This is a genomic window from Actinopolyspora xinjiangensis (assembly GCF_900104475.1).
GTDB lineage: Bacteria > Actinomycetota > Actinomycetes > Mycobacteriales > Pseudonocardiaceae > Actinopolyspora > Actinopolyspora xinjiangensis.
Map to the genome: position 1 here is coordinate 32336 of NZ_FNJR01000008.1, position 13063 is coordinate 45398.

16 protein-coding genes are annotated in these 13063 nt (G+C 67.7%); 8 read left to right on the plus strand and 8 right to left on the minus strand.

Annotated elements, in window-relative coordinates; genetic code table 11:
- Positions 1-14 precede the first annotated feature (14 nt).
- The 5 genes from BLQ75_RS13140 to BLQ75_RS13160 all read left to right on the plus strand — a co-directional run bounded on the left by BLQ75_RS13140 (position 15) and on the right by BLQ75_RS13160 (position 2874).
- Positions 15-614: a DsbA family oxidoreductase gene (locus BLQ75_RS13140; protein ID WP_092602112.1), complete on the plus strand. Its 600-nt coding sequence runs from the start codon at positions 15-17 to the stop codon at positions 612-614.
- Between the two features lie 73 nt (positions 615-687).
- Complete coding sequence (locus BLQ75_RS13145; protein WP_092602114.1) at positions 688-1008, plus strand: DMT family transporter; 321 nt, start codon at positions 688-690, stop codon at positions 1006-1008.
- A gap of 56 nt (positions 1009-1064) precedes the next feature.
- Positions 1065-1484, plus strand: coding sequence for a DMT family transporter (locus BLQ75_RS13150; RefSeq protein WP_092602116.1), 420 nt, complete (start codon positions 1065-1067; stop codon positions 1482-1484).
- A 37-nt stretch (positions 1485-1521) separates the two neighbouring features.
- Positions 1522-2052 carry a nucleoside deaminase gene (locus tag BLQ75_RS13155; protein ID WP_092602118.1) on the plus strand — a complete coding sequence of 177 codons (531 nt, stop codon included), beginning with the start codon at positions 1522-1524 and terminating at the stop codon, positions 2050-2052.
- A gap of 324 nt (positions 2053-2376) precedes the next feature.
- Positions 2377-2874 carry a MarR family winged helix-turn-helix transcriptional regulator gene (locus tag BLQ75_RS13160; RefSeq protein ID WP_092602120.1) on the plus strand — a complete coding sequence of 166 codons (498 nt, stop codon included), beginning with the start codon at positions 2377-2379 and terminating at the stop codon, positions 2872-2874.
- 141 nt (positions 2875-3015) lie between these two features.
- On the opposite strand, the gene BLQ75_RS13165 is transcribed toward BLQ75_RS13160, so the two are convergent.
- From BLQ75_RS13165 to BLQ75_RS13175, 3 genes are all read right to left on the minus strand, one after another.
- Complete coding sequence (locus tag BLQ75_RS13165; RefSeq protein ID WP_092602122.1) at positions 3016-3603, minus strand: TetR/AcrR family transcriptional regulator; 588 nt, start codon at positions 3601-3603, stop codon at positions 3016-3018.
- Positions 3600-3923, minus strand: coding sequence for a DMT family transporter (locus tag BLQ75_RS13170; RefSeq protein WP_092602124.1), 324 nt, complete (start codon positions 3921-3923; stop codon positions 3600-3602). Before BLQ75_RS13170 ends, BLQ75_RS13165 begins: the two co-directional genes overlap by 4 nt.
- 237 nt (positions 3924-4160) lie before the next feature.
- Positions 4161-4628, minus strand: a complete 468-nt coding sequence (locus BLQ75_RS13175; RefSeq protein ID WP_092602126.1) for a DUF1707 domain-containing protein — start codon at positions 4626-4628, stop codon at positions 4161-4163.
- Positions 4629-5176: 548 nt separating this feature from the next.
- Between BLQ75_RS13175 and BLQ75_RS13180 the strand changes: the two genes are divergently transcribed.
- Complete coding sequence (locus BLQ75_RS13180; RefSeq protein ID WP_092602128.1) at positions 5177-7426, plus strand: (Fe-S)-binding protein; 2250 nt, start codon at positions 5177-5179, stop codon at positions 7424-7426.
- A 331-nt stretch (positions 7427-7757) separates the two neighbouring features.
- Here BLQ75_RS13180 and BLQ75_RS13185 read toward each other — a convergent pair whose 3' ends face one another.
- Positions 7758-8621 carry a hypothetical protein gene (locus tag BLQ75_RS13185; RefSeq protein ID WP_244515513.1) on the minus strand — a complete coding sequence of 288 codons (864 nt, stop codon included), beginning with the start codon at positions 8619-8621 and terminating at the stop codon, positions 7758-7760.
- 9 nt (positions 8622-8630) lie between these two features.
- Positions 8631-9347, minus strand: a complete 717-nt coding sequence (locus BLQ75_RS23885; RefSeq protein ID WP_211481352.1) for a hypothetical protein — start codon at positions 9345-9347, stop codon at positions 8631-8633.
- A gap of 396 nt (positions 9348-9743) precedes the next feature.
- Here BLQ75_RS23885 and BLQ75_RS13195 point away from each other — a divergent pair, with 396 nt between their 5' ends.
- Positions 9744-10382, plus strand: a complete 639-nt coding sequence (locus BLQ75_RS13195; RefSeq protein WP_170837466.1) for a Uma2 family endonuclease — start codon at positions 9744-9746, stop codon at positions 10380-10382.
- Positions 10383-10463: 81 nt separating this feature from the next.
- On the opposite strand, the gene BLQ75_RS13200 is transcribed toward BLQ75_RS13195, so the two are convergent.
- Positions 10464-10658, minus strand: a complete 195-nt coding sequence (locus BLQ75_RS13200; RefSeq protein ID WP_170837467.1) for a DUF397 domain-containing protein — start codon at positions 10656-10658, stop codon at positions 10464-10466.
- 9 nt (positions 10659-10667) lie between these two features.
- A complete protein-coding gene (locus BLQ75_RS13205) occupies positions 10668-11501 on the minus strand; it encodes a helix-turn-helix domain-containing protein (RefSeq protein ID WP_092602135.1) in 834 nt (277 codons plus the stop codon).
- A 162-nt stretch (positions 11502-11663) separates the two neighbouring features.
- Between BLQ75_RS13205 and BLQ75_RS13210 the strand changes: the two genes are divergently transcribed.
- The gene (locus BLQ75_RS13210; protein ID WP_092602137.1) at positions 11664-11873 is read left to right on the plus strand and encodes a hypothetical protein; all 210 of its coding nucleotides are present in this window, start codon (positions 11664-11666) and stop codon (positions 11871-11873) included.
- 123 nt (positions 11874-11996) lie between these two features.
- On the opposite strand, the gene BLQ75_RS13215 is transcribed toward BLQ75_RS13210, so the two are convergent.
- A complete protein-coding gene (locus BLQ75_RS13215) occupies positions 11997-12857 on the minus strand; it encodes an alpha/beta fold hydrolase (RefSeq protein ID WP_092602139.1) in 861 nt (286 codons plus the stop codon).
- Between the last annotated feature and the right edge of the window lie 206 nt (positions 12858-13063).

Sequence of the window (13063 nt, forward strand, 5' to 3'; positions counted from 1 at the left end):
ACGAGGTGCCGACAGTGACCAGGGTGGACGTCTACTTCGACTACGTGTGCCCGTTCTGCCTACTCGCCGAAGCGGACATCACCACCGTCGCCGAGGAGTACGGAGTCGGTGTCGAGTGGCATCCCTTCGAGCTCCGACCCGCCCCGGCCGAGACGCTCCGGCCGGAGGACGACTACCTGCCCGCGATCTGGCAACGGGCGGTGTATCCCATGGCCCGGCGCAAGGGAGTGGAGATCAAGCTGCCCTCGACCTCACCGCAGCCTTACAGCCACACCGCTTTCGAGGGCTACCAGTACGCCCGCGAGCACGGAATCGGACAGGCCTACAACGAACAGGTACTGCGGGCCTTCTTCCAGCGGGACCTCGACATCGGGCGCATCGACGTCCTGAGCGACCTCGCCGCCGAGCTCGGCTTGAACAGCGACGAGTTCGAACAGGCCCTGACCGACCGCCGCTACGGCGAGACCCACCGGAAAGCGCTGGAGCACGCGCGGGACGAACTGGGCATAACCGCGGTTCCGACCGTCCTCATCGGGCAGCACCGGATCGAAGGCGTCCCCAGCGAGGAGCGGTTGCGCACAGCCCTGTCCAGCACGCTCGACACCGCTTCCTGAAAAGCGTTCCCGCCAACGAGGCGGAAAGCGACGAGCCGTATCCGTTTTCGTCATACACAGAACAGGAACCATCATGGCTTGGATCTATCTCGCGATCGCCACGATCTTCGAAATCGCATTCGCACTGTGCTCCAGCGCCTCTCAAGGCTTCACCCGCCTGGGCTACTCCATTCTCACCCTCGTCATCGGCGCGGCCGGAACTTTCTTCCTGAGTATGGCGCTGATCAGCATCGATGTCGGAGTCGGATACGCGATCTGGACCGGCCTGGGCTCGGTCGGGATCGTGCTGCTCGGCACCGTGCTGTTCAAGGAACGCCTGGACTGGCGCAAATCCGTCGGCATCGCCGCCGTCGTCGTCGGCGTGGTGGGGCTGAATCTCAGCGGCGCCGCCTGACCACACCATCGCGAACCGACCACGCACGAACGAACAATCGTTGGGACCGGAAGAAAATGACTACATCGGCAACGCACTCGGAAACCGCACCGGCATCCACCCCCGAACGCGACGCCCGTCCCTGGATCGTCCTGTTGACAGCCGGACTCTTCGAGATCGGCTACGCGGTGAGCACCGGCGGCAGCGAGGGATTCACCGAGTTGAGCTGGTCCATCTCAGCCGGTGTGTTCTTCCTGTTGACCGTTTTCACGCTCACCCTGGCACTCAAGAGCATAGACGTCGGCATCGGTTACGCGATCTGGACCGGTATCGGCTCCTCCGGTGCGGCGGTGGTCAGCTCCTTCGTACTCGACGAAACGCTGACGACGACGCGCGTCATGTGGCTCGCCTTGATCATCGCCGGCGTGGTGTGGATCAAGTTGGCCTCGAGCCCCAAGCTGGCCGAAAGCTCCGAAACCGCCCGAACCCGAACGTGACCTCCGGGCCACCGCCTACCACGAGGAGGGCACGGAAATGCCCACGACAGCCCTGAGCACCGAACGACTCGACGACTACGTCGGTCAAGCGGTCGCGCTGTCCCTGTCCAACGTGCGAAACGACGGCGTCCCCTTCGCGGCGCTGGTCGTGGACCCCGAACACGGCGTGGTCGGCTCCGGCGTCAACCGGGTCACGACCGATCGTGATCCGCTGGCCCACGCCGAGGTAGTGGCACTGCGCGATGCGAGCGGTTCCCAGAGCCGGTTCCGGCGGGGCGGATGCGTGCTGATCGCCTCCGGGGAACCCTGCGCCCTGTGCTACACCAGCGCCTTGTACTCCAACATAACCCATGTCGTCTCCGCCGTTGATCGCTACGAAGCGGCCCGACAGGGCTTCGACTACCTCGACTCCTACAAGCTGTTCGCCGAACCACCGGAGACGTGGCGCGGGCTGAGAACCCGGCACTGGCCCGTCGACGACTCCCTGACCCCCTTCACCACCTGGCGCGACCTGCACCTGGGGAAATCACCCCGAAACACACCTCGAAAGAGATCCGCGTATGAGTGACTCTCCTCTGTTCCACAACGACGTACGGCAGAGCCAGGCGATACTCGGCCGTGGTTCCGTACGCCGGGGCCGAGCCGGGCACTCCGGTACTCACCGCCGACCAGATCCTGTCGCGGCTCGCTACACGACCCACCGGCCCGAACACCGGTTCCGCAGGCGATCACGGGCGACCGGTCACCGTTGACAGTCAATTGATTGCATGTGCATACTATGTCTGATTGACGATGGTGGGTGCTTGTTCATGGCCTGACAAGTACCGCTGGGGGCACACCGGGAGGTGAGCACCACCTCCCGGCCCCTGAACAGCGGAAGGGACAGCGGTCCATGACCGAAACGCACACGGACAACTCCAGCGCTACCACGACTCCGCTACAAGGGCTCTCCGCCGAGGGGAAGCAGTGGACACGCCTCGTGGCACTGCACGCGCAAGTGGACGGGGTGATCGAAAAAGCACTACACCGGCAGTGCGCTCTGGGCCTTTCGGAGTTTCTCGCCCTGGCCGCGTGCGCTTCGAGCGACGACGGAGAGATGCGGATGCAGGAACTGACCGAGGCCGTGTACCTCAACCAGAGCTCCGTCAGCCGTCTGGTCGCCCGCTTGGAACGTTCCGGACTCACCGAACGTCGGCTGTGTGAATTCGATCGTCGCGGCGTCTACACCGGCATCACCGAACACGGCCTCAAGACCCTCCGTGAAGCCATACCCGTGTACGAGAACGCACTCAGCGAAGCGATGGCCCATGCGGAGCTGGACCCCCAGCTCAGGCCCGTCCTCCACGCACTGCGTGCCGAGCGGGACGGACAACGGCCCGATGGAGCGTGACTTCCGCGGTGACCGTCCGCTCGATCCCGAACCGGCCACCCTCGGCCCCCGCGCACGAGTCGGGCTCGCTCGTCGCAGAATCACCCCCGAAAGGGATAGCGCGATCGTTCCGGCACGCCGGGAACAACCGTTTGGCCCGGTTCAGGACTCGGGGACCAGATGCGCCAGTGCGGGCCGGAAGGCCTCGGGTCCGGGAGGTTCCTCCGCGATGAGGGCCTGCATCAGCAGCCCGTCGATGGCGGCGGGCAGCGCGCTCACGGCCCCGGTGTCGCTCGTCCCGGTGTCGTGCACGTACCCGGCGGCCACCTCGATCCACCTGCGGGCGGCCGGACGCAGGGCGGGCCTGCGCGCGGCGAGCAGGTAGAGCTCGTACTCGGCCAGGGTCCTGCCGCGCTGTTCCCGCACCATCCGGGACAGCATCTCCGCCGTGGCGTTGACCCACCCCTGGGGGTCGTCGAGCACCCGTCCGGTCAGCTCGCGCAGCTCGGCGATCATCGTCTCGCAGCTCTCCAGCAGCGCCGCGATCAGCACCCCGTCGATGCTCTCGAAGTAGTAGACCACCGAGGCCGGGGGAACACCGGCCTCACGCGCGATGTTGCGGTGGCTGACCCCCGCGATGCCGTCCCGCTCGATCACCCGCAGGGTGGCGTCGATGATCTCCCTGCGCCTGCGTTCCCCCTTGGCGCGACGTCCGTCGGGGTGCTCGGCCGACTTTCCGCCGTGGGTCAATGCGCACCTCCCGCTTCCAGCGCGACCACACCGCCGATGATCAGCAGGATTCCCCCGATCTGGGTCAGCGTCATCGTCTCGTTCAGGAACAGGGCTCCGATCAACACCACCAGGGCGACACCCGCCGCGGACCAGATGGCGTAGGCGACCCCCACCGGGATGCCCATCTTGAGCACGTTCGCCAGCGCCACGAACGCGGAACCGTATCCGATCACCACCAGGACCAGCGGCAACGGCCTGCTCATCCCGTCGACGAACCGCAGCGAGATCGTGCCGAGCACCTCCGACAGGATCGCCGCCACCAACACGATGTAGGCCAACTGACCTCCGAACACCCGAGTGGATCGTCACGCGAACCGCTACGCGACCGCACGACAAAAAATTGAACGACTGTACTACTTCTTTAATATACCGTTCCCCGAGCCGAGTGTCGATGTCCCGTCGAAGCGGCGGACCGGCAACTCCGTGTCCGGTCGCCGGATGTCTCCGCCGCCCTCGCGCGTGGATCGAGTCCCCACACCGGAGCCTGGGCTTCGCCCGGCTCCGGTGTCCATCGCTCAGCGGCGGTCGCCGGAGCCGTCCTCCCCACCCGAACCGAAGATCGTCATTCCCAGCAGGATCACGGCCCAGATCCCCATCGGGAAGACCGGCCAGAAGAACTGAGGGCCGCCGGAGGCGATCGAGGTGATCAGCCAGATACCGACCAGCACGAAGGAAGTGCCGGCCCAATCGCGCCACTCGGCGCTGCGACTCCGGGGTCCCCTACGCCCGCGCTCGGCCGGTTCCGGCTCCTCCGGCTCGGCCACGGAACCACGCGGCGGCCGAGACGTTCCCCGCTCGACCGGGAGGTCGCGCGTCAGCGGCTCCAGGTCACCGCGAGTCACGGCGGCGTAGGCCCGGCCCACCCGCTCGTCGAACTCGGCTATGTCGAGCCTGCCCTCGTTCAGCGCGAGGCGCAGCCGCTCCGCGGTCTCCTCCCGCTCAGCGTCGGAAGCGCGCATCTCCCGTTCGTCGGGACCGGCCATCACGCCTCCCGGACCGGCCGCTCATGAATCCGCTCGCGCCGGGCCGCCGGTGCGCCACGACGAGGCACCAGGATACCGAAGACGCTCGACGGAACGGCACCCTTTCGCGCGAACGGGGCGAAGTCAGGGGACCCGGCAGCGCTCCCGAGGCCCCGCCCGCGCGATCAGGCCGCACCACCTGATCCGACCTCACTCGATCGATCGAGAATCCTTCTCGCCCGTCGGAGTGGCGAAAATCGCACCCGCCGCGACCTCGGTTCATCTCGCCGGGCGGACGGCACCACACCGGGCGCGAAACCGGCTCACCCGGACTGGCGAGGAGCGGCACACGAACAAAAAACCGGTCATACGCAGCGAAAACTCTCATGCCGCCGCCCATCACGAACGAAACGGGACACGCGCGGACCGGCACCCCGCCCTACTGGTTTTTCGGTTCGACGTCTCGCACAATCACCGACTGTTCCCACCACGAGCTACGCCCCTCTGGTTACCGATGAGTAATAGGAGCTAAGCTCGGCGTTCAAACCCGCTAACAGGAGGCCACGAGCATGGGAGCCCTACAGCTCGTCCTGGGCCTGATCTGTCTTGCCGTGACCGCGGTCGCGGTGGTCATGGTGGTCAGGACCGTTCGACGGATGGTGCGGTCCATCCGGCTCGGACAACCGGATCCGAACCGCAAGGGGCCGTTCGGCACCCGGTTCGCCAACATGCTCAAGGAAGTCCTCGGACACACCAGGATGCTCAAGTGGAGCCACGTGGGAGTGGCCCACTGGTTCGTCATGGTGGGCTTCGGCGGACTCAGCCTGAGCGTGCTGGTCGCCTACGGCGAAGTGTTCCACGCCCCGTTCGAGTTCCCGTGGCTGGGCTCGTTCGGCCCCTGGAACCTGCTCGTCGAGATCCTGGGCGTGACCACCATCCTCGGCGGCATCTGGCTCAGCGCCATACGCCAGCTCAACCACCCGCGCCGCGCGGGCAGGGTGTCCAGGTTCGCAGGCTCCAACTTCTGGCAGGCCTACTTCGTAGAGGCCGTGGTCGTGCTCGAGGGCGTGGGCATCATGGGCCTGCGCTCGTTCAAGGTCTCCTCCGACCTGTTCCACGCGCCGGTGTGGTCGGCCCCCGTGAGCTTCGCGCTGGGCAGCGTGCTGCCCGCCAGCGCGTTCGCGGTCTCGCTGTTCGCCGCGTTCAAGATCCTCTCCGCGATGATCTGGATCATCGTCATCGCCTCGAACATCACCATGGGCGTGGCGTGGCACCGGTTCACCGCGTTCTTCAACATCTACTTCAAGCGTGATCCCGAGAGCACCGCGCTGGGCGCGCTGAAGCCGATGATGAGCAACGGCGAACCGATCGACTTCGAGGAGGCCGACCCGGACAAGGACGTGTTCGGCGCGGGCCAGGTGGAGGACTTCTCCTGGAAGGGCTGGCTGGACTTCACCACCTGCACCGAGTGCGGGCGTTGCCAGTCGCAGTGCCCGGCCTGGAACACGGCCAAGCCGCTCTCGCCGAAGATGCTGATCACCAGCCTGCGCGACCACGCCCACGCCAAGGCGCCCTACCTGCTGGAGGGCGGCAAGAAGGACATGGCCGGTGACGAGGTCGGCATCACCGGTGAGGACTCGGACGAGCGCCTGGCCAAGATCGACGCACTGGCCCTGGCCGAGTCGGAGAAACCGCTGGTGGGCGGCCCCGAGGAAGCCGGGATCATCGACCCCGAGGTGCTGTGGGCCTGCACCAGCTGCGGCGCCTGCGTGGAGCAGTGCCCGGTGGACATCGAGCACGTCGACCACATCGTCGACATGCGGCGTTACCAGGTGATGATCGAGTCGAACTTCCCCACCGAGCTGGGCGGGATGTTCAAGAACCTGGAGAACAAGGGCAACCCGTGGGGCCAGAACAACTCGGACCGGCTGGCCTGGACCAAGGACCTCGACTTCGAGGTCCCGGTGTTCGACGGCGAGCTCGACGAGGACGTCGAGTACCTGTTCTGGGTCGGCTGCGCGGGCGCGTTCGAGGACCGCGCGAAGAAGACGACACAGGCGGTCGCCGAGCTGCTGCACATCGCCGGGGTGAACTACACGGTGCTGGGCCCGGACGAGGGCTGCACCGGTGACCCGGCACGCCGCGCGGGCAACGAGTTCCTGTTCCAGATGCTGGCGGAGCAGAACGTGGAGACGCTGAACTCGGTGTTCGAGGGACGCGAGCCGAGCAAGCGCAAGATCGTCGCCACCTGTGCGCACTGCTTCAACAGCCTGGCCAACGAGTACGGCCAGCTGGGCGGCAACTACGAGGTGGTGCACCACACGCAGCTGCTCAACCGGCTGGTACGCGAGAAGCGGCTGGTTCCGGTGGCCCCGGTCGCCGAGGACGTCACCTACCACGACCCCTGCTACATCGGCAGGCACAACAAGGTCTACGAGCCGCCGCGTGACCTGGTCAACGCCTCGGGCGCCTCGTTCCGCGAGATGCCCCGCCACGCCGACCGCGCGATGTGCTGCGGCGCGGGCGGTGCCCGGATGTGGATGGAGGAGCGCACCGGCAAGCGCATCAACCTCGACCGTGTGGACGAAGCGCTGGGTACCGCCTCCTCGAAGGTCGCCACCGGCTGCCCGTTCTGCAAGGTCATGCTCACCGACGGGATGACCACCCGACAGAACGAGGAGGTGGCCTCGGAGAACGTCGAGGTGCTCGACGTCGCGCAGCTGCTGCTGCAGTCGGTCAAGCGCGGCACCGACGGTGGCGGCGATGGCGGCACCCAGGACTCGGGCGGTGTCGCCGCGAGCGCCGAGACCAGCGGCTGAGCGAGGCCGTAGTCCCCTCACGGGGTGGCGTTCCCCTGCTCGGGCCCGAGTTCCCGGCCAGGGGCTTTCGTTCGGCGAACGGGGCCGGATTCCCATTCGGGGGTCCGGCCCCTTTCGTGAGCGGCCCCGTCCGCTGTCCGATGCTGTTTCCTGTCCGGCTCCCGTACCGCACCGGCCAGTTACCGCACTGCCCCTTCGCTGTCCGCTTTCGTTCGGCGGAGCAGCTCCGTTCCTCCCCGCGTACATTTCGCGAGGGATCGACACCGTACCGGGAACGGCCGAACCGCTCCGCACCCCCACGCGACGACTTCGCGAGGGATCGACTCTCCCGTCACTCCGGAACGGCGGTGAGCACCAGCGGGGTGGTGACGCCGTGGCGAGCACCGAGATCGGACAGGAAACCGGCGAGCCATCCCAGGGCGTCCAGCGACCACTCGGCCAGGGTGCCGTGGAAGGTCGTCCGGTGCAGCGGCGGCCCGTTCCAGAGGTGGTCCCCGAACGGCGGTCGCACCGCCAGCGGGTCGTGCCCGGCCGGGGAGTGCGAGTGGCACGTGAACACCCGCTGGTCCAGCCGGTTGATCCGCTCCCGGAGCCGGGGGGCCGCAGCGGGTAGGGAAGGGTCCTGTCCGCTGTCCAGCGTGACCCGCACCGGGAGCTCGGCCCGGAAGGAACCGTCGGCGAACCAGTCGGCGGTGAACAACGAGGGCGGCATCCTGGAGGCGGCGGGGTCGAGGCAGTGGACGGGCAGCAGAAGCTGCACCGCGCGCAGCCGCGGGGTGCCGAGCCGTGCCACCGCATCACCAGCGCAGCGCAGGAAGGGCTGCGCCGGTATCGGGCGTTCACCCGATGGCGGTCGCATCCCCGCCTGGAACCACGCGACCAGCGGCACCTCGGGGTCGGCGAGCGGGTGCTCCTCCCCGGCGTCGTTCATGCTCCACAGGCCCGGCGCGCCGACCTGTCTCATATCCGTGAGCTGCCCGTCGGCGGCCCGCCGGGCACTCGTGCCGATGTCGTGGAGCCAGCCCATGGCGTGCGACCTGGCGTGGAACAGGGCGTAGAGGTCCCGCTCCGCGTCCGGGTCCCGCCACGGATGCGGCTCCAGCTCGCCGTACAGTGCGGCGAACACGGTGCCCTCGGGACCGGAGGTGCCCGGTGCCACACCGGGACGGGGCTCTTCTTCACCGCTGCTGGTCAATCGATCCCCTCAGCCGAAGACCCGGCAGTTCACGTCGGCCTCCCTCGTGGAAACCCCGGGATTGTCGACCTCCCAGTTCACGTCGACGTCGACGTGAGCACGCCACGAGGTCCTCTCGAAGGAGTCGCAGCTCTCGCGGACGTTGAGCCACCTGCTGCTGCTACGACCGGGTTTCTGGTTGCCGTTGGTGTCGCACGCCTTCCGGCGCCAAGTGTTGTCGGTGTACCACTCGTACAGGCAGGCCGTCACCGTCGCCCTGTCGTTGTCGCAGTCGCCCTGGTACCACCAGGCGTGGGCGGAGACGTCGGTGCGGTTGCCCGACAGGTGCGGGTTGTCCGAGTCGGCCACGGGGTTGCATCCGATCCGCGCCCCGGCAGGACCGTCCGCTCCGGCGGGCCGCGTTCCGGGTTCCTCGGGCCACCACCCACTGGTGTCGGCGCCGGAAGGCGCCACGGAGGGCACGGCGTCGGGCTCGACCGCCTGATGGGGCTCCGTTTTGATGACCTTCGGAGGGAGGTCCGGCTCGTCGGTGCCGTCCGCCGCCGCCCTCGAAACGGGGACCGTCCCCGATGCCCGGTCAGCGAACGGCGACGGGGTGGTCGCCATCGCCGAAGGCGCGAGCACGACGACGAGGGCCAGCGTCGAGGCCAGCGCCGTGCTCCACCGCCGGGAGAACACGGACACAGTGGACGCGCTGTTCAGGGGCGAACGATGTTCGTGGTGCACGATCGGTCCTTCCGAGACACGTACCGCGGGACAGGGACTGTGCACAGCGATACCTCTCGCCGACCACCGGGCGGTCCTGCCCGTGCGGGGAGAGGCTGTTCCAGCCTGCCGCGCGAAACGGCACCAGCGCCATTCACTGATCGTGTAAAAAAGCCGCGCTTCGTGTTCGATCGACACCGGCGAGAAACGCGGCCTCCCGGGAGAGTGACCGGCTGCGCCCGCGGGAGCCCCAGCTCGCGGCGGCCGTGCGGTAGGCCGGGGCGCTCCCGAGGATCGGGGGCCGAGAGGCTGCTGGACGAGCTGACAAGCACAGCCGCGTCGCTGCCGCCCTCCCCGATGGGGTGAAAGATCGTCGCGAAACCCCACACCGTCGACCGCTCGCGGCAGGCTCGGGGTATGAGTACCGTGGTGGCCGAAGGGGTGATACCTGTGGCCGCACCTGCCCACGACACCGGCGCGTTCGACCCACTCGTCGAGCTGCGCGGCGTCTGGACCCCCGATCTCGCCGACCGGTACCTGCCGATTCCCGGAATGCCACCGGTGAAGTACGAGTGCCAGGACGGACACCTGATCGTGAGCCCCTACGAAGGTTCGGCCAACACATACGCCGCTTACCGAATGCTTACCCTCATGGAACCCCCGGCCAGAGGATTGGGGTGCCGAGTTTATCCGACGCTGAACGTTCAGCTGGGCATCAATCGCTGGATCCAGCCCGATTTCGCGGTGCTGCGCGAACCGGCGCTTGGACGGGTGTGGATACCCGCCACCCAAGCTCTGCTCGTGGGCGAGTGCGTCTCGCCGTCCAGTCGCGTGGCCGACCGGATCGACAAACCCGCCATGTGCGCCGAGGCGGGCATCGAGTACTTCATGCGCGTGGAGGTCTCCTACGCCAAGAACCACGCCGAGATCACACTGCTGCGGCTCGGTGACGAGGGCGTCTACGAGGTGCACGCCAAGGCGCTGGCGGGCGACACCTTCGAGACGCGAGAGCCGTTTCCGCTCTCCTTCGACCCCGCCGAACTGCTGGAGGACTGAGGCGGCGAGTGGAAGAACCCGCCGCCACTGCGGTTCTCAGCACAGTGGTTGTCAGCACTTCGATTTTTAGCGCAGCGGTTCTCAGCGCAGGCTGGCGAGGAAGGACGCCCAGGCGCGCTGGTCGAAGGCGAGCACCGCGCCGTCCGGCACCTTGGAGTCCCGCACCGCCACGGCGGGCCCCGCGAAGGCGACCTCGACGCAGTTCCCCCCAGCACCGTTGTTGCCGCTGCGACTACTCTTCCGCCATCCGTCGTTGGAGACGTCCACCGTCGACATGGCGCCTCCTCAGAGCTTCTCAGCGACTTTCTTGATCAGCTTCACGGACTCTTGGAAGTCTAGTGCGCTCGACCGTAGATCCTCAAACAGGAGTCTACCGGCCCTGACCTCGGACGCCTTCTCCACGTGCAGCGAGCCCGTCGGGTACTCGACGTAGAGCACTTCCGGATCGGCTGGTTCGGCGAACTCCAGAAGCGTGAACGCACCGTTCATCGCACAGTGTGCACCGCTTCCCAGTGGCAGAACCTGCAACTCGACAGTGGGCATCTCCGCGCATTCGGCAAGGTGAACCACCTGTTCGTACATCACTCTCCGCTCCCCGACAGTCCGCCAGAGAGCCGCTTCGTCCACCACAGCACGGAGTTCGAGCGGATTCTCGACATCGGTCAAACGTTGCCGCCGAATCATTCGAACAGCGAGATCGTTACGGATCTGCTCCGGTGACGCGCCGATGCGGCCACTCTGGAAAAGCGCTCGCGCGTAGTCCTCGGTCTGCAACAAACCGGGCACAGTCGTCACCTGAAAGTCCCGAACGAAGCACGCCTCGGTCTCCAGGTCCACGTAGCCGCGATCCTCCACGCCGTAGGCCCGCCACCAGCCGCGTTCCCTGGCGGCTCTGGCCAGGTCCAGCAGCTCGGGGTCCCGGATGTCGTAGAGGTCCATCATGGATCTGGCCTCGTGCACCGAGGTGATCACATCGCCGTTCTCCTTGCGGCTCAGCGCGCTGGTGGACATGTCCAGCTCGCAGGCCGCGTGCTCCTGGGTCAGCCCGGCCCGCTCCCGCAGATACCGGATCCTGCGTGCGAGCCTGCGGCGCCGGAACGTGGGGCTGGTGCGAACCACCGCAAAAGACCTCCCCGACAACGGTCGTGACCCACACCATGATCCCAGCGGGAATCCGTGATCGGGATTCCCGCATCCGGTGATCCCGCCGCACGGCCTCCCGATGGGCGATTCCCGTTCGGACAGTGCTCGGTGAAACGGCTACCTTTCGAGGAGGTTCACGTGGTCCCGAACGTTTTCGGCCTCGCCCGGCAGGACGACACCGGCAGGCCCGACCCGGATTCGGTGCTGTTGTGGGGAATGGAAACCGCCGACGGCGCGATCCTGTACTGGCAGGAGGGCGGTCGCAGCCAGTTCGCGGTGTTCGAGAACGCCGATCGCGCGGCCGAACGCTTCGGCCCGCTGTTCGACCTGGTGCTCTACCGGCCGTGACTCCCACGCCGCCGCCCGGCGATCTCGCGAGAAATCGACACCCGGTCCCACAGCGCCACCTCGCCGCCCCGCGATCTCGCGAGAAGCTCACGCCCGGGCGGCGGGCTCAGTCGGCCACCGAGCTCAGGAATCCCGATCCACCGCCGCCGTGTGCCGCAGGATCGCCTCGGACAGCGGTTCGAGCACCGCGCCGCTGAGCGCATGGCCCATGCCGGGGACGAGCACCCGGTGGCTTCGGCCGATCACCGTCTCCAGGTGCTCGGCGTGCGGTGGCGGGTTGACCGGGTCCGCCGGGGCCTCGATGACCAGGGTCGGGGTCGTGACCGACGCCAACTCGGCCGCACGGTCGAGGCCGCCGACCTCGGCTCGCGCGTGTGCGGTGTCGGCGACGTGGGTTCCGGCGTGCTCGGCCAGACGCTGCTCCAGGGCCCGGAACTCCTCGGGATCGAACGGCAGGACGTCGCCGTTGAGCATCCACCAGTGCTCGACGCGCCAGGCGAGCTCATCGGCGGGGTCGCGCTCCTCGCCCATCCGCTGCCACAGATCCAGGATTCGGGAGTCGGGCCCCGGCAGCTCACCGGACTCGGGCAGCACTCCTCCCAACGCCGAGGTCGCGAAGACGGTCGCGCTGCGCAGCCGATCCGGGTGGTCGAGCAGCAGCAACTGGACCAGGATGCCGCCCAGCGACATGCCCACCACGTGAGCCCGGTCGATGCCGAAGGCGTCGAGCACCGCCACCGCGTCCTCCGCCAGGTCGGTGATCGCGTACGGAGCGACGTCGAAAGCCCGCGACGACCGGCCGGTGTCGCGGTGGTCGTAGCGGATCACCCGGTGCCGACTCGCCAGACGTTCCAGCAGCGGCTCGGGCCAGGCCATGCCGCTGTAATTCGCCCCCATGATCAACAGCAGCGGCGGGGCATCCGCATCACCCCGCTCCTCCGCCCAGAGCTCGTAGTCCGGGCCGACCGTCACCGTGTGCCGCACAGCGGCACAACCTACGACGCCCCGCCGGGGCCGTCCACTGAATTTCCCCACGACACGCCGAGAGGCCGGGGCGAACACGGCAGCGGCGGCGCCACGGACCGTGAGAAGAAGTGGTCGAGAGACGAAAGGCACGAACGGAGCCGAACCACCTCGCGGAACTCGTCCGCGGCGGCCACCCGCGGACACGCGGCGAGGGGCGTCGTGGC

Coding starts and splice junctions, on each gene's coding strand:
- BLQ75_RS13155 (WP_092602118.1), top strand. CDS start 1,522: ATGCCCACGACAGCCCTGAGCACCGAACGACTCGACGACTACGTCGGT.
- BLQ75_RS13200 (WP_170837467.1), bottom strand. CDS start 10,658: ATGTCGACGGTGGACGTCTCCAACGACGGATGGCGGAAGAGTAGTCGC.
- BLQ75_RS13150 (WP_092602116.1), top strand. CDS start 1,065: ATGACTACATCGGCAACGCACTCGGAAACCGCACCGGCATCCACCCCC.
- BLQ75_RS13180 (WP_092602128.1), top strand. CDS start 5,177: ATGGGAGCCCTACAGCTCGTCCTGGGCCTGATCTGTCTTGCCGTGACC.
- BLQ75_RS13175 (WP_092602126.1), bottom strand. CDS start 4,628: ATGGCCGGTCCCGACGAACGGGAGATGCGCGCTTCCGACGCTGAGCGG.
- BLQ75_RS13145 (WP_092602114.1), top strand. CDS start 688: ATGGCTTGGATCTATCTCGCGATCGCCACGATCTTCGAAATCGCATTC.
- BLQ75_RS13195 (WP_170837466.1), top strand. CDS start 9,744: ATGAGTACCGTGGTGGCCGAAGGGGTGATACCTGTGGCCGCACCTGCC.
- BLQ75_RS13160 (WP_092602120.1), top strand. CDS start 2,377: ATGACCGAAACGCACACGGACAACTCCAGCGCTACCACGACTCCGCTA.